A 24346-nucleotide genomic window follows, 5' to 3' on the forward strand; every position below is an offset into this window, starting at 1 on the left:
TAAAACCATATAACATGCAAGTCGTAGCTTCTGAAATTAATAAAAGAGTCAGTGAATGGCAAACCGATACTTTTGATAAGAAAACTCAAGAGGAAATTGAAAATTTAAAAAACACAAACTCAGAAGAGTTAACTGAGAGTTTTTATAAAGATTTAGAATTTGGAACCGGCGGTATGCGTGGTGTAATGGGGATTGGAACCAATAGAATCAATAAATATACTTTAGGAAAAAGTACACAAGGATTAAGTAATTACTTACAAACACAATTTACTGGAGAAGAAATTAAAGCTGTTATTGCTTATGATTGTAGACATAATAGTGACACGCTAGCGCAAATAGTAGCAGATGTATTTTCTGCAAACGGAATTAAGGTTTTTCTATTTTCTAGCCTACGTCCCACTCCAGAGTTATCATTTGCCGTAAAAGAACTCGATTGCCATTGTGGTATTGTATTAACAGCAAGCCATAACCCTCCAGAATATAATGGCTATAAAGTATATTGGCAAGATGGTGGGCAATTGGTACCACCCCAAGATGGAGAAATTATTACTGAAATAAATGCATTACAATATTCTGATATAAAATTTCAGGCAAATACAAGCCTTATTAAGAAAATAGATTCTGAAATAGACTCTGTTTTTATTGATCAAAGTGTTAAAAACGGGAGTTTTGCTGCAGATCAAGAAGCTAAAGACAATACAACGATTGTTTTTACCTCTTTACATGGTACATCTATTACTGCTGTTCCTGAAACATTAAAAAAAGCAGGATATCAAAACGTACATATTGTAAAAGAACAAGAAGTTCCTGATGGTAATTTCCCTACTGTAAAATCTCCAAATCCAGAAGAACCAGAGGCGTTAGCAATGGCTATGCAACTCGCCAAAGAAGTAAACGCTGATATTGTAATTGGTACAGACCCTGATTGTGATCGATTAGGAATTGCAGTTCGCAATACTAAAGGAGAGTTACAATTGCTAAATGGTAACCAAACCATGATTGTAATGACATGGTTCTTACTAGAACATTACAAAAATAAGAAAGGATTATCCGGTAACGAGTTTGTAGCTTCTACAATTGTTTCGACTCCTATGATGAGAAGTCTTTCAAATGCATATGGTGTTGAATACAAAGAGGTATTAACTGGTTTTAAATGGATTGCAAAGCTCATAAAAGACTTTCCTGAACAGCATTTTATTGGTGGTGGCGAAGAAAGTTTTGGCTTTATGGTCGGGGACTTTGTTAGAGATAAAGATGCCGTTACCTCTACCTTATTGGCATGTGAAATTGTTGCTTTTACCAAATCAAAAGGTAGTTCTTTCTATACCACTCTACTTGATTTATACGTTAAACATGGTTTCTATAAAGAGAACTTAGTATCCTTAGTAAAAAAAGGGATTGATGGTGCTGCAGAAATCAAAAAGACGATGATTGATTTAAGAAATAACCCACCTAAATTTATCAATGAAGAAAAGGTTGTATTAATTGAAGATTACCAAACTAGTATTGCTACAAATATTCAAGATCATACCGAAAAAAGTATCGATGTCCCTAAATCAAACGTACTTATATTTTATACAGAAGAAGGGAGTAAAATAGCTGCTCGACCAAGTGGAACAGAACCAAAAATCAAATTTTACATGAGTGTTCAGGGAGCATTAACGACTATCGATGACTTCGAAAATACACAACAACAATTGGATGACAAAATAGTCGCCATTAAGAAAGATTTAAATTTAACTTAACCAATGGCTTGGCCATTACAAATAATTAATGAATTACTTTAAACAAATTCTTCGCTTTGCGAGACCTTATAGAATCTATGCTATACTAAATATAATTTCTAATATTTTCTATGCACTTTTTGGTACATTAGCAATGGTATCTTTATTTCCTATGCTAAATGTATTATTTGGTAATACTGTACCTGTAAAAGTAGAACCTAAATGGGAAGGTATCCTTAAAGTGAAAGAATACTCAGAAAATTACCTCAATTTTTTTGTCACTCAAAAAGCCGAAGAAGGGAATCAGGACGTACTTATTTTTATGGTAATTCTTGTTATTAGTATGTTTTTTCTGAAAAATATATTTAGCTATATGGCTATGTATTTTATAACATTTTTAAGAAATGGTGTTTTAAAAGATATTAGAGAAGAGCTTTATGAGAAAACTATGGATTTACCACTCTCCTACTTTTCTGAAAAAAGAAAAGGAGATACTATTGCAAGAATTACTACTGATGTTCTAGAAATACAACATTCATTTTTATCTATACTAGAACTTATAGTAAGGGAACCTTTAATGATTCTGTTTACCATATTTGCAATGTTATTGATAAGCCTTAAACTTACCATATTTGTATTCATATTTATACCTGTATCTGGTTTTTTAATTTCTCTTATTGGTAAAAAGTTAAAAAAACATTCAGATAATGTGCAGAAAGAGCAAGGCTATTTCTTAAGCATCATTGAAGAAACCCTAGGAGGTTTAAAGGTTATTAAAGGATTTAATGCAGAGCATATCTTTGGTGGTAAATTTAAAGAATCTACTACTAGGTTTTTTAAATATGGAAACTCATTGGCAAATCGCCAAAACTTAGCATCTCCAACTAGTGAATTTTTAGGCATTACTGTTATTGCGATATTATTATGGTACGGTGGACAAATGGTGTTAATAGAAAAATCTTTAGCTCCAGGTTTGTTTATTGTTTACATGGGACTGGCCTATAATATTCTCACACCAGCCAAAGCAATTTCTAAGGCCAGTTATGGTGTGAAACGAGGTAATGCCGCGGCAGAGCGTGTTCTTGAAATATTAAATGCATCTTCACCTTTAGAGGATAAACCTGATGCTACACATAAAGTAGACTTTACAACAGATATATCTTTAGAGAATATTTCGTTTAAATATGAAGATGAATATGTTCTTAATGATTTTTCTTTGGTAGTTCCTAAAGGAAGTTCTGTAGCCCTTGTTGGACAATCCGGAAGTGGTAAATCCACTATTGCCAATTTAGTTACTCGTTTTTATGATGTGAATAAAGGAAGTATTAAGATTGACAACTTTGACATTAAAAACCTTACAAAGAAATCGTTACGAGATCTAATGGGCCTTGTAACACAAGATTCAATTCTTTTTAATGATACAATTAAAAAGAATTTATTGATAGGACGTGAAAATGCAACAGATAAAGAAATAATAGAAGCTCTTAAGGTTGCTAATGCTTGGGAGTTTGTAAAAGAATTACCTAAAGGAATTGAGACCAACATTGGAGATAGTGGTAATAAATTAAGTGGTGGGCAAAAACAACGATTATCAATCGCAAGAGCAGTCCTAAAAAATCCACCTATAATGATTCTAGATGAAGCTACTTCTGCTTTAGATACAGAAAGTGAGCGATTGGTACAATCGGCTCTAGAAAACATGATGAAAAACAGAACAAGTATAGTTATTGCCCATAGACTATCTACTATACAAAATTCAAATTTAATCGTTGTATTGCAAAAAGGAAAAATAGTTGAAAAAGGAACTCATGAAGAGCTTATATCCAAAAATGGGGTCTATCAAAAATTAGTAACAATGCAATCTTTTGATCAATAAACACAGGTAAATCAATATTTACAAAACAAAAAAGAGTGCCTCCGCACTCTTTTTCTTCACACAAATCATCTTAATTTAGGGGCTTACTCTAAAAATTAAAACTCACTCTTATTAAAAGCTTTCATCTTGGGGAGAATGAAAGCGTTAATTCTTTATTACACTGTAAAGATACTATTTATTTTTAATTACACAAACAAAAAACGTATTTTATCTAAAAAAAATAGATTTAATCTAATAAATACATCAATAAACACAATTTTTATAGGTATTTTCTTACAAATTTTAAATTATTAAAATACTGTAAACGAAAAAAGAGTGCCTCCGCACTCTTTTTCTTCACACAAATCATCTTAATTTAGGGGCTTATTCTAAAATCAAAACTCACTCTTATTAAAACTTTTCATCTTGGGGGAAATGAAAATATTAATTCTTTATTACACTGTAAAGATACTACTTATTTTCAATTATCCCAATAAAAAATGTATTTTATCTAAAAATATAACATTTCATCTGTAAAAATTCATTTTATCATTAATAAAAGTAATACTTTTCTTACTTATTAAAAAATATGCAAAAACAAAAAAGAGTGCCTCCGCACTCTTTTTCTTCACACAAATCATCTTAATTTAGGGGCTTATTCTAAAATCAAAACTCACTCTTATTAAAACTTTTCATCTTGGGGAGAATGAAAATATTAATTCTTTATTACACTGTAAAGATACTACTTATTTTCAATTATCCAAATAAAAAATGTATTTTATCTAAAAATATAACATTTCATCTGTAAACATTAACTTTATCATTAATAAAAGTAATACTTTTCTTACTTACTTAAAAATACACGAAAACAAAAAAGAGTGCCTCCGCACTCTTTTTCTTCACACAAATCATCTTAATTTAGGGGCTTACTCTAAAAATTAAAACTCACTTTTATTAAAAACTTTTCATCTTGGGGAGAATGAAAATATTAATTCTTTATTACACTGTAAAGATACTACTTATTTTTAATTATCCAAATAAAAAATGCTTTTTATCCAAAATAAATGCGTTTTAATAAAGATTACAACCAAATATTAACAAAAATAGTAGTCTATTTCCTACTTTTATAAAAACACAAGACTATATGACATTATGGTATAACCATAAAAAAAGAGTGCTTTCGCACTCTTTCTCTTCACACAAATCATCTTAATTTAGGGGCTTACTCTAAAATTAAAACTCACTTTTATTAAAACTTTTTCATCTTGGGGAGAATGAAAATATTAATTCTTTATTACACTGTAAAGATACTACTTATTTTTAATTATCCAAATAAAAATGCTTTTTATCTATATAAATATTCGTTTAATCTTTATTATTTATTTAATTCTTACAAATTCTTACAATAATTGTGATTTAGTTTATTTACTATATTCAATTAAACCTTTTTTAATTAAATTAGTCTAACCTGTACATCCTTTAAATTAATTGTATTTGGATACCGAAGAAGAAAAAATTTTACTAATTGCATTACAGTCAGATAAGGACATTGATAAGGCATTTACTAAACTAGTGACGATATATCATAAACGATTGTATTGGCACATCCGTAATATGGTCAAGAATCATGCTGACGCAGATGATATATTACAAAATGTATTTCTTAAGGTTTATAAAAGCATAAAAAAATTTAAAGGTGACAGTAAATTATATTCATGGTTATATAGGATAGCCACAAATGAATCTATATCCTTTTTGACTCAAAAAGCCAAAAGGTATAATATTAGTAATGAAGAACTAAGTCAACAACTAATTCAAAATTTGGAAACAGATGTATATTTTGAAGGAAATGTAATTCAAATGAAATTACAAATGGCTATTGCCTCTTTACCACAAAAGCAACAACAAGTTTTCAACATGAAATACTTTCAAGAATTAAAATACAAAGAAATTTCAGAAATTCTAGAAACTAGCGAAGGGGCGCTCAAAGCATCCTATCATATTGCTACAAAAAAAATTGAAGCTTTTTTAAGAGACGATTAAACCTTTTTATATCTTTTAAGTCATATATATAGTGAAAGACAAAAAAACACATAAAAACGATAGTGGATTTAAAACACCAGAAAACTATTTTGAAAGTTTCAACCATAGACTTTTAGAAAAAATAGCTCTTAGTGAAAAACAAAAAACCTCAACACTAAAAAAAATGGATTCAGGTTTTAAAGTTGCTGATGACTATTTTATATCAGCACATGATACTATTTTACAAAAAACTATTGCACCTAAACCAAAAAGCAAATTAAGGAACTTAATATCAACTAAAAATATTATATACGTATCAGGAGTAGCGGCTATGATAGCCTTAATTTTATCTATCTCTATTACTAAAAAATCACCTCTAGATTTTGATACTATTGAAATGACGGCTATTTATGAATATTTAAATGAAGAAAATATTGAATTAAGTACTACGGATATAGCAGGTTTATTAGATGAGGACATTAACTACATACAAACTTTTGAGGATGAGCTAGGTAACCATGATAACTTACTAGACTATTTATCTGAAGAAGATTTAGAAAATGAAATTATATTTACCGAATAATTGTTTAAACATGAAAAAGATACTATTACTTACATGTATTATACTTATTTCTAACATTTCCTTTGCTCAAAAGGGATCTAGAGAAAAAGTAAAAGCATTCAAAGTAGCATATATAACTGAGAAACTAGAATTATCTAGTACAGAAGCACAGGAATTCTGGCCATTATATAATGCTCATCAAGAAACGATATCAAAATTACGAATGCAAAAACGTAAAATCATAAGAGCTCTAAAAGAGGTTAATGCAAACCAGCAAGATCTTAGTGATGAAGAAGCTACAAAATATTTAGATAATCATTTCAAATTAGAAGAGCAAAAACATCTTTCTCGTAAAAAACTTCTTACAGATCTCAAAAAAGTAATTTCTAGTAAAAAGATTTTAAAATTAATAAAAGCTGAAACAGATTTTAATAAAAGAATACTCGAAAAAATTAAAGAGAAAAGAAAAAGAGGCAATTAGCCTCTTTTTCTTTTCTCTACATCAAATGCATTTAATGTTAGATCCAAAAATTAATCGAATATCAATCTAGCTATTCTTCCTTTACCAGCGGCTATCGCAGTAGTATTAGAAATAAAGCGTAATGTATAAAAGCCTTCCTTGCTTAATTCGACCCAATTCTTTCCAAAATCATTTGATACTGAAATACCGGTAAAACCGATAGCAACCAATTTTTGTCCATTACTATTAGGAATATATCGCACACTACTTTTATAACCAGGTCCATTATCCTGAGTTATCAAACTCCAAGTTTTTCCGCCATTAACAGTAATAGCTTTATTTTGTAAATTTTTAGTAGGATTTGTGTAGTCTCCGCCAAAAATTACTCCATTATCTTTATCATAAAAATGAATAGCATATCCTCCTGTTGTAGAAGTTCCTTGTATTAAAGGAGTATTATATACCTCCCAATGTGCACCTTTATCTGGTGAATAGAACACTCTTGATTTCATACCTCCTGATAGTATCCAAGTGTTATCCCCTACACTACTAATATTTCCGTTACTTGCTGCAAAAGCAGCTTCTCCTTCTTCCGTTTTTGGTAAATCATTACAAGAAATCTTTGTCCAATTTTCACCACCATCTTTAGTTATAATGATCGACAAACAATCCTCTGTGGGGTCTCCCATTGCAATTCCTTCATTTTCATTCCAAAACAGCATAGCATCATAAAACACTTTATCATGAGTTTCTGTATACACTATTTTTTCCTCTTTAGTAATCAGGTCAATTTTTCTCATCCTTGCAGGAGAGCCAATACCCAAACTAAAAAAAGATGAATTATTAAAACCTACTGCACGTTGCTCTGTAATCCAATTGTTTTCATTTTTAGTCTTCTCAGAAATTTCAAATTCTATTAATTCATGATAATTCGTTTTTAGATTAATAAATCCATATCCTTTATTATATCCAAATCCTATCAACGTATCATTATATATATCCAGTGCGCGTATACTTATTGAATCTTCAAGAATCATATCAATTTTAACCCGAGTAAAATCATGAATATTATTATTTTCTTGACTAGTACAGCACATAGAACCTAAAACCAATATAAAAATAATCGTGTATTTCATTAATTAATAATTTTAACCAAATATAATTGTATTTCCCAACAAAGACATACCTTTGCACACCTTAAAAAAAACAATACCATGCGTTTACATAGAAACCTTGTCTTTGCTGTTATAGATGGATTGAATGAAATATTCAACAAAGGAGCATATGCAGATAAAGTTGTTCAAAAACTATTAAAGAGAGATAAAAGATGGGGCGCACGTGATCGTGGTTTTGTTGCTGAAACTGTGTATGAAATTGTAAGATGGAAACGTCTGTATGCTGAAATTGCCGAAGTAAAAGAGCCTTTTAATAGAGATAACTTATGGCGGATTTTTGCTGTATGGGCCACTTTACGAGGTATTCCCCTGCCCGATTGGAAACAAATTGAACCAACTCCAACTCGACGAATTAAGGGTAAATTTGATGAACTTAGTAAGATAAGAAAGTTCAAAGAATCTATTCCTGATTGGATGGACGAACTAGGAGAGCAGGAATTGAAAAAAGCATGGGATCAAGAAATCCACGCATTAAATGAACAAGCTCCTGTAATTTTACGTGCTAATACTTTAAAAATATCAAGAGATAAACTAAGAAGTATTCTTGAAGACGAGAATATTGATACCGAATTTATTAAAGGTCATAATGATGCTCTTAAACTTGTAGAAAGAACAAATGTGTTTTCTACAGAAGCTTTTAAAAACGGAATGTTTGAAGTACAAGATGCATCTTCTCAACTAGTTGCCGATTATTTAGATGTTCAACCAGGACAACGTATAGTAGATACATGTGCCGGAGCAGGAGGAAAAACACTTCATCTTGCTGCTTTAATGCAAAACAAAGGACAAATCATAGCTATGGATATTTATGAAAATAAATTAAAAGAGCTAAAAAGAAGAGCCAAAAGAGCAGGTGCACATAATATAGAACCTAGAGTAATTACGGGAACAAAAGATATCAAAAAACTTCACGGCAAAGCAGATCGTGTATTAATTGATTCTCCTTGTAGTGGTTTGGGTATACTTAGAAGAAATCCTGATGCAAAATGGAAATTACAACCTGAGTTTTTAGATAACATAAGAAAAACGCAATCAGACATACTAGAAAGTTATTCTAAAATCGTTAAATCCGGAGGGAAACTTGTTTATGCAACATGCTCTATCCTGCCCTCTGAAAATCAGGATCAAGTGAAAAAATTTCTTTCTACAGAAATTGGCCAAGATTTTACCTTAATCAAAGACAAAAAAATTCTTGCTCACAAATCTGGCTTTGATGGATTTTACATGGCATTATTAGAAAAAAAGTAACATCAAATACATTAAATTGACCTATTTACTAATTTTGAAATTGTAAATAGGCCATAATTCTTATCCTATATTTTATCGATGGACTACAAATCGGTGAATAAATTCATAATTGTTTTCTGTTTTAAGCCGTATAGCATATAGTCCTGTTTCTAAATTACCAACATGGATCAGTTCGGTAGTGCCATGGTCTTTTGTTACAGTATTTGTATATATTTTACTTCCTGTAACAGGACTAAATATAGTATACCGTAAGGTTTGCCCCATGAAATTATCTAATGCTAATTTTAATGTATTTGTAACAGGATTAGGAAATATCGTTAAACTAAATTCTTTGTTAGATTCAATATTAACATTATTTGGAGTTACGGTTGCATTTTCATCATTTTTACTAACAGATATTAAATCAAATTGTTGATTTTTATTATTTAATGTTTTTGTCCAGGTATGAACATTCGCACCATTTTCATTATTCTTATCCAGAGCTTGATCTTCGCAATGAACAGGAATTAGGAAATAACTATCATTATATTTTTCAACATACCACTTTTGGTGGTCTGAATTTGGGCTAGTCCAAGTATTTACATTTTTTCTATTTCCGCATTCACCCTTATAAACCTCTAAAAACCTTCCTGTACCAATGTTTCGCACAGTATGTTTTCCATCTGATAGATGTTTAAATTCCCATTTGTGGTCACTAAATACTTTTGCGCTAGAATACATTCTTACATTAAAATTATCCCAACTCGGTGACATTACATTTTCATTATTAGCATTACTCCTAATTGTAAAAACTCCATTTACCGATTCTCTCCCAGTAGCAATAGGATTTCCAATGGTAATTGTTATTTGTTTTTCTTTTTTACCTCCTTTATTATCTTCTGCTATTGCCTTTAACTTATAAGTTCCTGACGACAAGTTTTTTAACTTAGCATCCTTATCTTCTAAATGTCCCCATTCATAAGGAGCATGAGTTTCTTGTCTAATAAAATTATTATTAATGTATAGTTTCACATTGGCAACATTTCCATCTTTATCGTCCGCTAGAATTATAGGTTTCAAATCGGTACCAACGGCAAATTGATCTCCATTTTTAAGTGTTTTAAATACTACAGTAGGAAGTTGATTATTGTTTCCATTACCTATATGTTTAATCGCATATAAAATTCCTCCTTTTGGTCTTACAGACCTAAGTACTTTAGGATTACCAAAATTGTTATAAATAAAAACTTTATCTGATCCTCCAAACTCTCCAACTTTACCTTTCACATCGGTGGTATTGTTGTATATTATATTATTTGGACCCGGAGGCTTATGACCATACTGCGCTCCCCCTGTAGCAAAGGCTCCCCAACTTCTCCAACGTTGTATGGTTATTTTGTTTTTTTCGATAAGATTATTGCCATCATCTTTATTATGGAAATTAATATCTGTATTCACAAAATTACAATCAAACACAACATTATGATCCGCTCCTTGTTGAATGGCAAAATGACGAATTCTTTTTACAGTTTCATTATAAAATAAATTATCATGTCCTCTAACGTCGTAGTATCCTTCTCCTCCTCCACCTTTGTTATAAGAACCATCTATTAGATTATCTCTAAACGTATTATAATTACCATCTACTTTAATAGGATTAGTACCGGCTTCAATAAACTCACAATTATCTACCCAATTATCATTAGAATCATTCTCTATCCGAACAAAAGTCACATATAAATTTTTAATTCCATTAGGATCATTCTCATGACATCTCCTGCACCATTTATTGGTTGGATTATTACGATCATCTTGAGGTGATGCATTGGATACGGGAAAAGTAAATTTTAAATCTTCTAACCCTGCCTTGGACACCTTATCAAAAATAATTGCATATTTATCATTAGTTCCTCTTAGAGTTACTCTAACAATACTTTGTCCTGGTATACCTCTAAGAATAACACCACTTTTCATTCTTATCTCCTTGTTAAGGATATGAATTCCTTTTTCTAAAAATACGACACCGCCTCCTTTGGTGCTCGTTCTATCAATTGCTTTTTGAATATCTGTGCCAGGACCAAGTCTTTCTATTACAGGTAACTCTGTTCTTAGCGGAATTCCTCCTCGGACTCCTACTTTTGACCATCGTTCCATTTTTGGATAATCACTATCATTTTTAGAAACGTCAAAGGTCCATCCTGGATCACCAATCCTTTGTGCGTTAATATGAGATAAAGTAAGTAAGAATATTGAAATTAGGAATGTGATCTTAAATTTTGTGCGAAATGGGGTTTTCATATTTTTTATTGTGATTAGTATAAGTTATAAAAGTTGGTATTTAAAATAAATCAAAGATTAAAAATACTACCATAAAACATAGAGACCTTTAAAGTTCTAGTATCCGTAAGGCAATATTTTAAAATCGTTTTTTCTTATAAAGAATACGTTCATAATACTAAAATTCAAGCTTAGACAAGTAATTGTTAAAATTTGGTGGATAACTATATGTTTGAATGCTAATTTTATGCAAAACTTTGTGCAGAAAACAGTAAATTTGCTCCTTGTTTAATACAACACAATAATCCTAAAATGATTCATTTCTTCGGAAACCAAAACGAGAAGCTATTTGCAGTTCAAACAGACAAAGAAATCTCACCTGAAAATATTAAAAAATTAATCTGGTTATTTGGCAACCAACCTATACTTTCTGCGGCGTCTATTGACGCTTTTTTTGTTGGTCCACGTGCCGCGATGATTACTCCTTGGAGCACCAATGCAGTTGAAATAACGCAGAACATGGGTGTTAAAGGAATTATCAGAATAGAAGAATTTCAAGCTGTTTCTAAAGATTTTACAGATTTTGACCCAATGCTTTCTCAAAAGTATAATGGATTGGATCAAGATATTTACACTATTGCTATTAAGCCTGAGGTCATTTTAGAGATTGATGACATTGCAGCCTATAATGCTCAGGAAGGTTTAGCACTAAACGATGAAGAAATAGAATATTTAGAAAGTGTAAGTATTAAAATTGGAAGAAAACTAACAGACTCTGAAGTTTTTGGATTTTCGCAAGTAAATTCAGAACATTGTCGTCATAAAATATTCAATGGCACTTTTGTTATTGATGGAGAAGAAAAACCAACTTCTCTTTTTAAATTAATTAAAAAAACTTCAGAAACAAATCCAAATGATATTGTTTCTGCTTATAAAGATAATGTAGCCTTTATAAAAGGACCGAAAGTCACACAATTTGCACCTAAAACTGCCGATAAGCCAGATTTTTACGAAGAAAAAGAATTTGAAAGTGTTATTTCTCTTAAAGCAGAAACACATAATTTCCCTACAACTGTAGAGCCTTTTAATGGTGCAGCAACAGGATCTGGTGGTGAGATTAGAGATAGACTTGCAGGAGGTAAAGGTTCTTTGCCTTTAGCAGGAACTGCAGTTTACATGACTTCCTATTCGAGATTAGAAGATAATCGTCCATGGGAACAAGGCACAAATGAAAGAGATTGGTTATATCAAACTCCGATGGATATTTTGATAAAGGCCTCTAATGGAGCCTCTGATTTTGGGAATAAATTTGGACAACCCCTGATTACTGGATCAGTATTAACTTTTGAACATGAAGAAGAAGCTCGAAAACTAGGGTTTGATAAAGTTATTATGCAAGCAGGTGGTATCGGATATGGTAAAGCTGAACAAGCTTTAAAAGCTACCCCGCAAAAAGACGATAAAATTGTAATTCTAGGTGGTGAAAACTATCGAATTGGTATGGGAGGTGCTGCCGTTTCCTCTGCAGACACAGGAGAATTTAGTAGTGGAATAGAACTAAATGCTATTCAGCGTTCCAATCCCGAAATGCAAAAAAGGGCTGCCAATGCTATACGTGGAATGGTCGAAAGTGAAGAAAACACTATTGTTTCCATTCATGATCACGGTGCAGGAGGACATCTTAATTGCCTTTCTGAACTCGTTGAAGAAACTGGTGGTAACATAGATCTTGATAAATTACCAGTAGGTGATCCTACACTATCTGCCAAAGAAATTATTGGTAACGAATCACAAGAGCGTATGGGCTTAGTGATAAGTAAAGAAAATATATCTACTCTCGAGCGTATTGCCCAACGTGAGCGTTCTCCTATGTATCAAGTTGGTGATGTAACCGGAGATCATAGATTCACGTTTACTTCTAAAACCAAAGGTGATACACCTATGGATTTAGCACTTGAAGATATGTTTGGGAGTTCTCCTAAAACTATTATGAATGATGTTACTATTGACCGTAACTACAAAGACATTTCATATGCTAATAATGATTTTTACAACTATTTAAACAAGGTGCTACAATTAGAAGCTGTAGCCTGTAAAGATTGGTTGACAAACAAAGTAGATCGTTGCGTTGGTGGTAAAGTAGCCAAACAACAATGTGTTGGACCTTTACAAATACCTCTAAATAATTGTGGTGTAATGGCATTAGACTATACCAGTTCTGAAGGTATTGCCACTAGTATTGGTCATTCCCCAATATCTGGATTAATTGATCCTAAAGCCGGAAGTAGAAACTCTATAGCAGAGGCCTTAACAAATATCATTTGGGCTCCTCTTAAAGATGGACTAGCATCAATCTCTCTATCTGCCAATTGGATGTGGCCTTGTAAAAATGAAGGTGAGGATGCCAGATTATATGAAGCTGTAAAAGCAATTTCTGATTTCGCTATAGAACTAGATATCAATGTTCCTACAGGTAAAGATTCTTTATCTATGAAACAAAAATATCCTAATGAAGAAGTCATTGCTCCTGGAACGGTAATTATATCAGCAGCTGCTAATTGTAATGATATTAATAGTGTTGTTGAACCTGTACTTCAAAAACATGGAGGATCTATTTATTACATAAATCTGTCACAAGATTCTTATAAACTAGGAGGATCTTCTTTTGCTCAAATACATAATAAAATAGGAACTGCAGCACCAACAATAAAAGACTCGGCGCAGTTTAAAAAGACATTTAATGTTATTCAGGATCTAATCCGAAATAAACATATAGTAGCTGGGCATGATGTCGCTTCTGGTGGTTTAGTCACAACATTATTAGAGCTCTGCTTTGCAGATGTTCATCTTGGAGCAGATATCGACCTTACTTCTATTCAGGAATCCGACTCTATTAAATTATTATTTGCAGAAAACTCAGGAATCGTTATCCAAAGTGCTCTCAATTCGGATATAGAATCTGTACTATCTGACCATGGCATCGAATTCTTTGCCATTGGAAAAGTAACTCAAGAAGCTGTTGTGTATCTTAAAAATTCAACTGATACTTTCACTTTAGATATTGAAGAATTAAGAAACACTTGGTATAAAACTTCTTTTTTATTAGATCAAAAACAAACTGCCAATAATTTGGCAAAAGATAGATATCAGAACTTTGCAAAACAGCCATTGCAATATGAGTTTCCTATTCATTTTATGGGTAGAAAACCCATAATAGACACTACCAAACCAAAACCCAAAGCAGCTATCATTCGTGAAAAAGGAAGTAATTCTGAACGCGAAATGGCAAATGCAATGTACTTAGCTGGATTTGATGTTAAAGACGTACATATGACAGATTTAATATCAGGTCGTGAGACTTTAGAAGACATACAATTTATTGGCGCCGTTGGAGGTTTCTCAAATAGTGATGTATTAGGCTCTGCAAAAGGTTGGGCAGGTGCTTTTTTATATAATGAAAAAGCCAATACTGCGCTAAAGAATTTCTTTAAAAGAGAAGACACTTTATCTGTAGGTATTTGTAATGGGTGTCAATTGTTTATGGAGTTAGAAGTAATTAACCCAGATCATTCAGAACACGGTAAAATGATTCACAATGAATCCCAAAAACATGAAAGTAGTTTTACTTCAGTTAAAATACAAGATAATAATTCGGTGATGTTATCGTCTATGGTAGGTACCACACTAGGAGTATGGATTTCTCATGGAGAAGGAAAGTTTAATCTCCCTCTATCAGAAGATCAATATCAAATCGTAGCTAAATATGGATATGAAGAATACCCTTCTAATCCAAACGGCTCAGATTACAATACAGCTATGATGGCAGATAAAAGTGGACGACATTTAGTTACTATGCCACATATTGAGCGTTCAATATTTCAATGGAATTGGGCAAATTACCCAAAAGGAAGAAAAGATGAAGTTTCGCCTTGGATAGAAGCTTTTGTCAATGCTAGAAAATGGCTAGAGAATAAATAGTTTTCATGAAACATAAAAAAGCACTCTTGGTTATTGATATGCAAAAAGGTTCTTTTATATCAAAGACTCCTAGATTTGATACCGAGGGTGTAATACTTAGGATAAATAAATTATCTAAACTTTTTAGAAACTCCGGATTTCCTGTAATTTTCATACAACACGATGGCACTAGTGCAAATGAGTTTATTCCTAACACTACGGAATGGGAAATACTAGATGCATTAAATGTTGACGCCATAGATATCTGTGTAAATAAATATGCTAATGATCCTTTTTACAAATCCAAATTACAATCGTTATTAAGCTATCATAAAGTAGATGAGTTGTATATTACAGGATGTGCTACAGATTTTTGTATTGCTTCAACAATTCAATCAAGTATTGTAAAAGATTATGATATTACAGTTGTAGAAGACGGACATACTACGGGAGAAAGACCGCATTTAAAAGCTAATAAAATTATTGAACACTATAATTGGGTGTGGAAAAACATGATCAAAACAGAAGGAAATTTGGTCGTTAAAAATTTTAAACAGATTGAAAAAGAAATGATAACTACTTAATAATAAAATACCTACAATAAAATTTAAACAAATCTTATTCTTCTAAAAAAAATACTTTCTAATACTTATCATTAAAAATTATAAAATTACCTATATTTATAAGAACCTATTTCACAAAGCATTACATTAAAAGCTTTTGAACATCAGAACAAAAAATATAGCAACAAAAACAAGAAAATATTGAAGAGTTACTAAATTAAAGCTTGTTTTTTTATATATTAGGGTTGCGTATTATCAGATTTTTTATAATTTGCGAAACTATGCACGCATAATAGTTTTTAATACCCTCAAAAACTATTAAAATATTTTAAAATAACATATGACTACAATTACTAGACTATTTGATTTTCCTCACTATCAACTAAACAAATTCAATTTAGATAAGGCCTTAATAACCAAATATGATGGCAAATGGGTAGCTACCTCTTCTGCAGAATATGTAGAAAAAGCTAACCAACTTAGTCGAGGCTTACTGCGTTTGGGTGTAAAACCAAATGATAAAGTAGCAATAATATCTTCAAATAATAGAACAGAATGGAATATAACAGATATTGGTGTTTTGCAAATTGCAGCCCAAGATGTTCCTATTTACCCTACGATATCTCAAGAAGATTACGAATACGTTTTAAATCACTCTGAATCGGTATATTGTTTTGTTTCAGACAAAGAAGTATATCAAAAAGTAAAAAATATCCATGCTAATGTACCTTCACTAAAGGAAGTGTATTCTTTTGATGACATCGATGGTTGCAAAAATTGGAATGAAGTATTAGAACTTGGTAAAGATGATAGTAATCAAGACGAAGTTGAAAAAATTATGGCTTCTGTAAAAGAAGATGATCTTGCAACTTTAATCTATACATCCGGAACAACAGGAAGACCTAAAGGTGTAATGCTAAGTCATAAAAATATTGTTAGTAATGCACTAGCAAGTTCTACAAGGTTTCCGTTAGCATCTGGAACTACAAAAGCATTAAGTTTTTTACCTGTTTGCCATATTTATGAGCGAATGACCATGTATTTTTATCAATATCTTGGAGCGTCTATTTACTTTGCAGAATCTTTAGAAACTATTAGTGATAACCTAAAAGAAGTGAAACCAGATGTAATGACTGCGGTGCCTAGACTACTTGAAAAGGTATACGACAAGATCATAGCTAAAGGAACAGATTTAACAGGTATCAAAAAGAAACTATTCTTCTGGGCTGTAGAATTAGGTTTACAATATGAGCCCTATGGAGCTAATGGTTGGTGGTATGAAAAGAAACTAGGGATTGCTAGAAAATTAATTTTCAGCAAATGGCAAGAAGCTCTCGGTGGTAATATCAAAGTTATCGCATCAGGAAGTGCTGCATTACAGCCTAGACTAGCAAGAGTATTTAATGCCGCTGGACTTGCTGTTATGGAAGGTTATGGATTGACAGAAACATCACCAGTAATTTCTGTTAATGACACTAGAAATAATGGCTTCAAAATTGGAACCGTAGGAAGAATACTTCCGGATACAGAAGTAAAAATAGCAGAAGATGGTGAGATTCTAGTAAAAGGTGCTCAGGTAATGCAAGGGTACTATAAAGATGAAGAAAAAACTAGTGAAGCCTTACAAAATGGATATTTTCATACCGGTGATATCGGTGAAATTGATAGCGAAGGGTTCTTACGTATTACAGATCGTAAAAAAGAGATGTTCAAAACCTCTGGTGGTAAATACGTTGCTCCACAATTGATTGAAAATGCCATGAAACAATCTCGTTTCATAGAACAAATCATGGTTATTGGAGAAGGAGAAAAAATGCCTGCAGCCTTTGTGCAACCAAATTTTGAATTTTTAAAAGATTGGGCACAACGTAAAGGGCTAGACATAGGATCCACAACGCAAGAAATGATATCCAATCAAACTGTAATTGATCGTTATCAAGAGGAAGTTGATGAACATAATGAGAAATTTGGAAAATGGGAACGCGTAAAACGATTTGAACTTACACCAGACGAATGGAGTATAGATTCTGGTCACCTTACCCCTACAATGAAACTTAGAAGAAAAATTATAAAGGAAAAATATACAGAATTATATTCTAAAATTTATGGCTAATTCAATTCGCTGATTACAATAGAAGATGCGTACAAGCTTAACTATAAATCAGTAAACTCCTCATTTTATGAGGAGTTTTTTTATTAATTCAACAGAAAAACGTAAATTACTTCAGTTTTTCTTAAAATATTACATTATTTATTATGCGTGCATAATAAATTTTCTTACCTTTACCTTCATAATAATTTTTGAATGAGGGAAAAAACAATTGATTATGCGCTCAGGGCCACTTGGATGGCTGTAGCCAAAATGTATAATGAAGAAGCGAGTAAAAAAGGAAGCACTATGGCTACTGGATTTGCCCTACTTAGCATCGATCCAGAAACTGGTACTCCTTCAACTTCTTTAGGTCCCAAAATGGGAATGGAAGCTACAAGTCTGTCACGTACTTTGAAAACCATGGAAGAAAAAGGTTTAATCTTTAGAAAAAAGAATCCTCAAGACGGCCGTGGTGTACTCATATATTTAACTCCTTTTGGTTTAGAAATGAGAAATTTCTCAAAAGAAGTAGTATTCACTTTTGATAATGCTGTTAAAAAACATATTCCAAAAGAGAAGTTAGAAACTTTCTTAGAAGTCTTTCAATTAATCAATGATCTGATTTCTTCTAAAAAAGTATACACAAAAAACGAATCTATAACACCTTAATAACTCGAAGTTAAACAAAATGAAAAGAACCATTAAAAAAGTTGCAGTCGTAGGATCAGGAATAATGGGATCCGGTATTGCATGTCATTTCGCTAATATTGGTGTCGAAGTGCTATTATTAGATATAGTTCCTAGAGAACTAAACGACAAGGAAAAAGCAAAAGGACTTACCCTTGAAAACAAAGTGGTACGTAATCGATTGGTAAATGATTCTCTTACCGCAGCTCTTAAATCTAAACCTTCTCCTATCTATCATCAGAAATTTGCAAGTAGAATCACTACAGGTAATCTGGAAGATGATATTGCAAAAGTAGCGGATGTAGATTGGATTATCGAGGTTGTTGTAGAAAGACTTGATATTAAAAAAATAGTTTTTGAAAACTTAGAGAAACATAGAACTCCAGGGACATTAATAACTTCTAACACCTCTGGTATTCCTATAAAATTCATGAACGAAGGACGCAGTGAAGATTTTCAAAAACACTTCTGCGGAACACACTTCTTCAACCCTGCGCGTTATTTAAAATTGTTTGAAATCATACCAGGACCTAATACCTCTCAAGAAGTATTAGATTTCCTAAATGGTTATGGTGAAAAATTCTTAGGGAAGACATCTGTAGTTGCCAAAGATACTCCTGCGTTTATAGGTAACAGAATAGGTATTTTTAGCATCATGAGTTTATTCCATATGGTTAAAGAGATGGGATTAACTATTGAAGAAGTAGATAAACTTTCTGGTCCTGTGATCGGTCGTCCAAAATCAGCTACTTTTCGTACAGTAGATGTAGTAGGATTAGATACATTAGTACATGTTGCAAATGGTATTGCTGAGAACTGTACAGATGATGAACGTCTTGAGTTATTTAAACTTCCTGAGTTTATTAACACCATGATGGAGAATAAATGGTTAGGAAGTAAAACGGGTCAGGGATTTTATAAAAAAAGTGTTTCTGCTGAAGGTAAAAAAGAAATCCTTTCTCTGGATCTAGACACACTAGAATATAGAACAAAAAAGAGAGCTTCTTTTGCAACTTTAGAAATGACCAAAACTATTGATAAAGTAGTAGATCGTTTTAAAGTTCTAGTTTCAGGAAAAGATAAAGCTGGTGAATTTTACAGAAAAACACTATCTGCTTTATTTGCATATGTTTCTAATCGTATCCCCGAAATCACCGATGATCTATATAAGATTGATGATGCAATGAAAGCCGGATTTGGTTGGGAGCACGGACCATTTCAAATATGGGATGCTGTTGGTGTTGAAAAAGGAATAGAAATAATGAAAGCAGAAGGTTTAGAACCTGCAGCTTGGGTAAATGATATGATCGCTTCTGGTAGTACTTCATTCTATACAGTAAAAGAAGGAGCTACTTATTTTTATGATATCCCTAAGAAAGAACAAACTAAAGTTCCGGGACAAGATGCCTTTATTATTCTTGACAATATCCGTAAATCATCAGAAGTATTTAAAAATAGTGGTGTTGTTGTAGAAGACCTTGGAGACGGCATCTTAAATGTCGAATTCCAAAGTAAAATGAATACTATTGGTGGAGATGTTTTAGCCGGTCTTAATAAAGCAATTGATATTGCTGAAAAAGATTTTCAAGGGCTGGTTGTTGGTAATCAGGCGGCAAATTTCTCTGTAGGAGCAAATATTGGAATGATATTTATGATGGCAGTAGAGCAAGAATATGATGAGCTTAATATGGCTATAAAATATTTCCAGGACTCTATGATGCGTATGCGATATTCTTCAATTCCAACAATTACAGCTCCTCATGGTATGGCTCTTGGTGGTGGTTGTGAAATCTCACTTCATGCCGATAAAGTTGTTGCAGCTGCTGAAACTTATATGGGGTTAGTAGAGTTTGGTGTTGGTGTGATCCCTGGTGGTGGTGGATCTAAAGAAATGGCACTAAGAGCTTCAGATCTTTTTAAGAAAGATGATGTTGAGCTAAATATATTACAAGAACATTTCTTAACTATTGGTATGGCTAAAGTATCAACTTCTGCCTATGAAGCATTCGACACAAATTTACTTCAAAAAGGAAAAGATATAGTTGTGGTTAACAAAGATCGCCAGATCGCAACCGCAAAAGCTCATGCTAAGTTAATGGCAGAGCAAGGATATACACAACCTCCTCGTCGTAAAGATGTTAAAGTACTTGGTAAACAAGCTTTAGGAATGTTCCTAGTGGGTACAGATTCTATGGAAGCTAGTAAGTACATCTCTGAACACGATCAAAAAATAGCTAATAAACTTGGGTATGTAATGGCCGGTGGAGATTTATCTGAACCAACTTTAGTATCAGAACAATATCTATTAGATCTAGAACGTGAAGCTTTCTTGTCATTATGTACAGAACGCAAGACACTTGAGCGTATCGAGCATATGCTTAAAAAAGGTAAACCGCTAAGAAACTAGAAAAAGAAAAAGAAATGAAAACAGCATATATAGTAAAAGCATATAGAACAGCCGTGGGAAAAGCACCTCGCGGAGTATTTAGGTTCAAAAGAACAGATGAATTAGCAGCTGAGACCATCCAACACATGATGAAAGAGCTTCCTAATTTAGACAAAGATCGCATAGACGATGTTATCGTTGGTAACGCAATGCCAGAAGGATCTCAAGGACTAAACATGGCACGTTTAATTTCACTTATGGGATTAAATTCTATTGATGTTCCTGGAGTAACCGTAAATAGATTTTGCTCTTCAGGTATCGAAACTATTGGAATTGCAACAGCTAAAATACAAGCAGGAATGGCCGATTGTATTATCGCTGGTGGTGCAGAAAGCATGAGTTCTGTTCCTATGACAGGATATAAAACAGAATTAAATTATGATTTAGCAAAATCAGGTCATGAAGATTATTATTGGGGAATGGGAAATACCGCAGAAGCTGTTGCCCACCAATTTAAAGTATCTCGTGAGGATCAAGATGAATTTGCATATAATTCTCACATGAAAGCTTTAAAAGCTCAAGCAGAAAATCGTTTTCAAGATCAGATTGTGCCAATCAATGTAGAACAAATTTATGTTGATGAAAACGGTAAAAAAGCTACAAAATCATATACTGTTAATAAAGACGAAGGTCCTCGTGCAGGAACCAGTAAAGAAGTTCTAGGTAAACTTAGACCAGTTTTTGAAGCTGGAGGTAGCGTTACTGCAGGTAACTCATCTCAAATGAGTGATGGTGCGGCTTTTGTAATGGTCATGAGTGAAGATATGGTAAAAGAGCTAAACCTTGAACCTATCGCTAGGTTAGTTAACTATGCAGCCGCTGGTGTAGAACCAAGAATAATGGGTATTGGCCCGGTAAAGGCTATTCCAAAGGCTCTGAAACAAGCTGGATTAAAACAAGATGATATTGAATTAATAGAGCTTAATGAAGCTTTTGCTTCTCAATCCCTTGCCGTAATGCGCGAATTAAATATCAACCAAGATATTGTAAATGTTAACGGAGGTGCAATTGCACTTGGTCATCCACTTGGATGCACAGGAGCCAAACTTTCGGTTCAATTATTTGATGAAATGCGCAAACGAGACATGAAAGGAAAATACGGAATGGTTACGATGTGTGTTGGAACCGGGCAAGGTGCCGCTGGTATTTTCGAATTTTTAAACTAAAAAGCTAAGAAAAAATAAAATAATGAGTACAGAAACTACAAACAAAGATATTCTTAGAGGAGGACAATTCCTTGTTAAAGAAACTAAAGCTGAAGATGTATTTACTCCAGAGGATTTCTCTGAAGAACAGAAAATGATGCGTGACAGTACCAAAGAATTTGTAGACCGCGAACTTTGGGCACATTGGGAAAAATTTGAATCAAAAGATTATGCCTATACAGAAGCATGTATGAAAAAAGCCGGTGAGCTTGGATTACTTGGTGTTTCTGTTCCAGAAGCATATGATGGATTGGGAATGGGATTCGTATCTACGATGTTAGTTTGTGATTATATTTCTGGTGCAACAGGATCATTTAGTACCGCTTTTGGAGCACATACCGGTATTGGTACAATGCCTATCTCACTATATGGAAACGAAGAACAAAAGAAAAAGTATGTTTCTAAATTAGCTACTGGTGAATGGATGGGATCATACTGTTTAACAGAACCAGGAGCTGGATCAGATGCCAATTCTGGTAAAACAAAGGCTGTTTTATCAGATGATGGTAAACATTATTTGATTTCTGGTCAAAAAATGTGGATTTCAAATGCTGGATTCTGTAATGTTATGATCGTATTCGCTAGAATCGAAGACGACAAAAATATTACTGGGTTTATCGTAGAGTATGATCCAGAAAATGCAAATGGAATTACTTTAGGTGAAGAAGAAAAGAAATTAGGTATTCACTCATCCTCTACTCGTCAAGTGTTTTTTAGTGACACTAAGGTACCTGTAGAAAATATGTTATCTGAAAGAGGTAACGGGTTTAAAATCGCCATGAATGCATTAAACGTTGGGCGTATCAAATTAGCAGCTGCTTGTTTGGATGCACAGCGTAGAGTAATTGGTGAAGCTACAAAATATGCAAACGAGCGTATCCAGTTTAAAACACCTATTATGAACTTTGGCGCTATCAAAGCTAAAATTGCTGAGATGGCTACAAACACTTATGCTGATGAATCTGCATCCTATAGAGCTGCAAAAAATATAGAAGATAGAATTGCTATCCGTCAAGCGGAAGGAAACTCTCATCAAGAGGCAGAGCTTAAAGGAGTTGAAGAATATGCAATTGAGTGCTCTATACTTAAAGTAGCTGTTTCTGAAGACGTTCAGAGTACGGCTGATGAAGGTTTACAAATTTTTGGTGGAATGGGATTCTCTGCTGATACTCCTATGGAATCTGCTTGGAGAGATGCTCGTATTTCTCGTATCTATGAAGGGACGAATGAAATCAACCGAATGCTTGCTGTTGGAATGTTAGTGAAGAAGGCCATGAAAGGTCATGTAGATCTTCTTGGACCTGCTATGAAAGTAGCCGATGAATTAACTGGAATTCCTTCTTTTGATGTACCAGATTATTCTGCTTTACTTTCTGAAGAAAAAGAAATCCTTGCTAAACTTAAAAAAGTATTTTTAATGGTTGCTGGTTCTGCAGTACAAAAATTCGGACCTAAATTGGAAGAACACCAGCAATTACTTATGGCTGCATCTGATATTTTGATCGAGATTTACATGGCAGAATCTGCAATTCTTAGAACTGAGAAAAACGCTAAACGTTTCGGTGAAGATTCTCAAGAGGTTCAGGTTGCAATGACACAATTATATTTATATAATGCCGTAGATATCGCTATCAAAAAAGGTAAAGAAGCTATAGTTTCTTTTGCTGAAGGAGATGAACAAAGAATGATGCTTATGGGACTTAAGCGTTTTACTAAATATACAAACCAGCCTAATGTAGTTGCATTAAGAACTAAAATAGCTGATAAAATTGCCGAAGAAAACGGGTATTTTCTTGGGTAGTATGAGTACGCCCTCCCTATGGCTTTAAACTAGGGAGTTGTTTAATTTTGATTTAAAAAACCGCTATTTCTAACGAAATAGCGGTTTTTTCTTTTTACATAGTAATAGCATCAAAAAAATAAAATAATTACATCAATAAAGTATAGCTTCTACTAAAAATCAAATTAGTATGCTACAAATTCTCATACAAACAAAACGAATACTAAAGGAGTCCCTGATTTCATAAATGTAATATTTACATTTATAAGCTTGTAAAATTAGACTTGGCAAAATCAATAAGGCTAATCATATTA

At 32.8% G+C, this 24346-nt stretch carries 15 protein-coding genes; 13 read left to right on the plus strand and 2 right to left on the minus strand.

The window, feature by feature from the left end:
- The first annotated feature begins 14 nt into the window (after positions 1-14).
- The 5 genes from AWE51_RS21550 to AWE51_RS21570 all read left to right on the plus strand — a co-directional run bounded on the left by AWE51_RS21550 (position 15) and on the right by AWE51_RS21570 (position 6644).
- A complete protein-coding gene (locus tag AWE51_RS21550) occupies positions 15-1745 on the plus strand; it encodes a phospho-sugar mutase (protein WP_066318103.1) in 1731 nt (576 codons plus the stop codon).
- Between the two features lie 28 nt (positions 1746-1773).
- Positions 1774-3600 (plus strand): ABC transporter ATP-binding protein, encoded by a 1827-nt coding sequence (locus AWE51_RS21555; RefSeq protein WP_066318106.1) that lies wholly within the window; start codon positions 1774-1776, stop codon positions 3598-3600.
- A gap of 1494 nt (positions 3601-5094) precedes the next feature.
- The gene (locus AWE51_RS21560; RefSeq protein WP_449371665.1) at positions 5095-5622 is read left to right on the plus strand and encodes an RNA polymerase sigma factor; all 528 of its coding nucleotides are present in this window, start codon (positions 5095-5097) and stop codon (positions 5620-5622) included.
- A 31-nt stretch (positions 5623-5653) separates the two neighbouring features.
- The gene (locus AWE51_RS21565) at positions 5654-6184 is read left to right on the plus strand and encodes a hypothetical protein (RefSeq protein WP_066318111.1); all 531 of its coding nucleotides are present in this window, start codon (positions 5654-5656) and stop codon (positions 6182-6184) included.
- A 10-nt stretch (positions 6185-6194) separates the two neighbouring features.
- The gene (locus tag AWE51_RS21570) at positions 6195-6644 is read left to right on the plus strand and encodes a hypothetical protein (RefSeq protein ID WP_066318949.1); all 450 of its coding nucleotides are present in this window, start codon (positions 6195-6197) and stop codon (positions 6642-6644) included.
- Between the two features lie 50 nt (positions 6645-6694).
- Here AWE51_RS21570 and AWE51_RS21575 read toward each other — a convergent pair whose 3' ends face one another.
- Positions 6695-7759 (minus strand): WD40/YVTN/BNR-like repeat-containing protein, encoded by a 1065-nt coding sequence (locus AWE51_RS21575; RefSeq protein ID WP_066318112.1) that lies wholly within the window; start codon positions 7757-7759, stop codon positions 6695-6697.
- Positions 7760-7837: 78 nt separating this feature from the next.
- Here AWE51_RS21575 and AWE51_RS21580 point away from each other — a divergent pair, with 78 nt between their 5' ends.
- Entirely contained in the window at positions 7838-9046 is a 1209-nt protein-coding gene (locus AWE51_RS21580; RefSeq protein WP_066318114.1) for an RsmB/NOP family class I SAM-dependent RNA methyltransferase, read from the plus strand.
- Between the two features lie 72 nt (positions 9047-9118).
- On the opposite strand, the gene AWE51_RS21585 is transcribed toward AWE51_RS21580, so the two are convergent.
- Positions 9119-11323 (minus strand): RICIN domain-containing protein, encoded by a 2205-nt coding sequence (locus AWE51_RS21585; protein WP_066318116.1) that lies wholly within the window; start codon positions 11321-11323, stop codon positions 9119-9121.
- A 291-nt stretch (positions 11324-11614) separates the two neighbouring features.
- Between AWE51_RS21585 and purL the strand changes: the two genes are divergently transcribed.
- The 7 genes from purL (at position 11615) to AWE51_RS21620 (ending at position 24053) form a co-directional block, all read left to right on the plus strand.
- Positions 11615-15280 (plus strand): phosphoribosylformylglycinamidine synthase, encoded by a 3666-nt coding sequence (purL, locus tag AWE51_RS21590; protein WP_066318120.1) that lies wholly within the window; start codon positions 11615-11617, stop codon positions 15278-15280.
- Positions 15281-15285: 5 nt separating this feature from the next.
- Positions 15286-15843 carry an isochorismatase family protein gene (locus AWE51_RS21595; RefSeq protein WP_066318123.1) on the plus strand — a complete coding sequence of 186 codons (558 nt, stop codon included), beginning with the start codon at positions 15286-15288 and terminating at the stop codon, positions 15841-15843.
- Positions 15844-16162: 319 nt separating this feature from the next.
- Positions 16163-17935, plus strand: a complete 1773-nt coding sequence (locus AWE51_RS21600) for an AMP-dependent synthetase/ligase (protein WP_066318129.1) — start codon at positions 16163-16165, stop codon at positions 17933-17935.
- A gap of 192 nt (positions 17936-18127) precedes the next feature.
- The gene (locus AWE51_RS21605) at positions 18128-18583 is read left to right on the plus strand and encodes a MarR family winged helix-turn-helix transcriptional regulator (protein WP_066318131.1); all 456 of its coding nucleotides are present in this window, start codon (positions 18128-18130) and stop codon (positions 18581-18583) included.
- A gap of 19 nt (positions 18584-18602) precedes the next feature.
- Positions 18603-21008: a 3-hydroxyacyl-CoA dehydrogenase/enoyl-CoA hydratase family protein gene (locus tag AWE51_RS21610; protein WP_066318133.1), complete on the plus strand. Its 2406-nt coding sequence runs from the start codon at positions 18603-18605 to the stop codon at positions 21006-21008.
- Positions 21009-21022: 14 nt separating this feature from the next.
- Positions 21023-22213, plus strand: coding sequence for an acetyl-CoA C-acyltransferase (locus AWE51_RS21615; protein WP_066318135.1), 1191 nt, complete (start codon positions 21023-21025; stop codon positions 22211-22213).
- 22 nt (positions 22214-22235) lie between these two features.
- A complete protein-coding gene (locus tag AWE51_RS21620; protein ID WP_066318137.1) occupies positions 22236-24053 on the plus strand; it encodes an acyl-CoA dehydrogenase family protein in 1818 nt (605 codons plus the stop codon).
- Positions 24054-24346 lie beyond the last annotated feature (293 nt).

The organism is Aquimarina aggregata (genome assembly GCF_001632745.1).
GTDB lineage: Bacteria > Bacteroidota > Bacteroidia > Flavobacteriales > Flavobacteriaceae > Aquimarina > Aquimarina aggregata.

Coding starts and splice junctions, on each gene's coding strand:
- AWE51_RS21550 (WP_066318103.1), top strand. CDS start 15: ATGCAAGTCGTAGCTTCTGAAATTAATAAAAGAGTCAGTGAATGGCAA.
- AWE51_RS21555 (WP_066318106.1), top strand. CDS start 1,774: ATGAATTACTTTAAACAAATTCTTCGCTTTGCGAGACCTTATAGAATC.
- AWE51_RS21570 (WP_066318949.1), top strand. CDS start 6,195: ATGAAAAAGATACTATTACTTACATGTATTATACTTATTTCTAACATT.
- AWE51_RS21575 (WP_066318112.1), bottom strand. CDS start 7,759: ATGAAATACACGATTATTTTTATATTGGTTTTAGGTTCTATGTGCTGT.
- AWE51_RS21580 (WP_066318114.1), top strand. CDS start 7,838: ATGCGTTTACATAGAAACCTTGTCTTTGCTGTTATAGATGGATTGAAT.
- AWE51_RS21585 (WP_066318116.1), bottom strand. CDS start 11,323: ATGAAAACCCCATTTCGCACAAAATTTAAGATCACATTCCTAATTTCA.
- purL (WP_066318120.1), top strand. CDS start 11,615: ATGATTCATTTCTTCGGAAACCAAAACGAGAAGCTATTTGCAGTTCAA.
- AWE51_RS21595 (WP_066318123.1), top strand. CDS start 15,286: ATGAAACATAAAAAAGCACTCTTGGTTATTGATATGCAAAAAGGTTCT.
- AWE51_RS21600 (WP_066318129.1), top strand. CDS start 16,163: ATGACTACAATTACTAGACTATTTGATTTTCCTCACTATCAACTAAAC.
- AWE51_RS21605 (WP_066318131.1), top strand. CDS start 18,128: ATGAGGGAAAAAACAATTGATTATGCGCTCAGGGCCACTTGGATGGCT.
- AWE51_RS21610 (WP_066318133.1), top strand. CDS start 18,603: ATGAAAAGAACCATTAAAAAAGTTGCAGTCGTAGGATCAGGAATAATG.
- AWE51_RS21615 (WP_066318135.1), top strand. CDS start 21,023: ATGAAAACAGCATATATAGTAAAAGCATATAGAACAGCCGTGGGAAAA.
- AWE51_RS21620 (WP_066318137.1), top strand. CDS start 22,236: ATGAGTACAGAAACTACAAACAAAGATATTCTTAGAGGAGGACAATTC.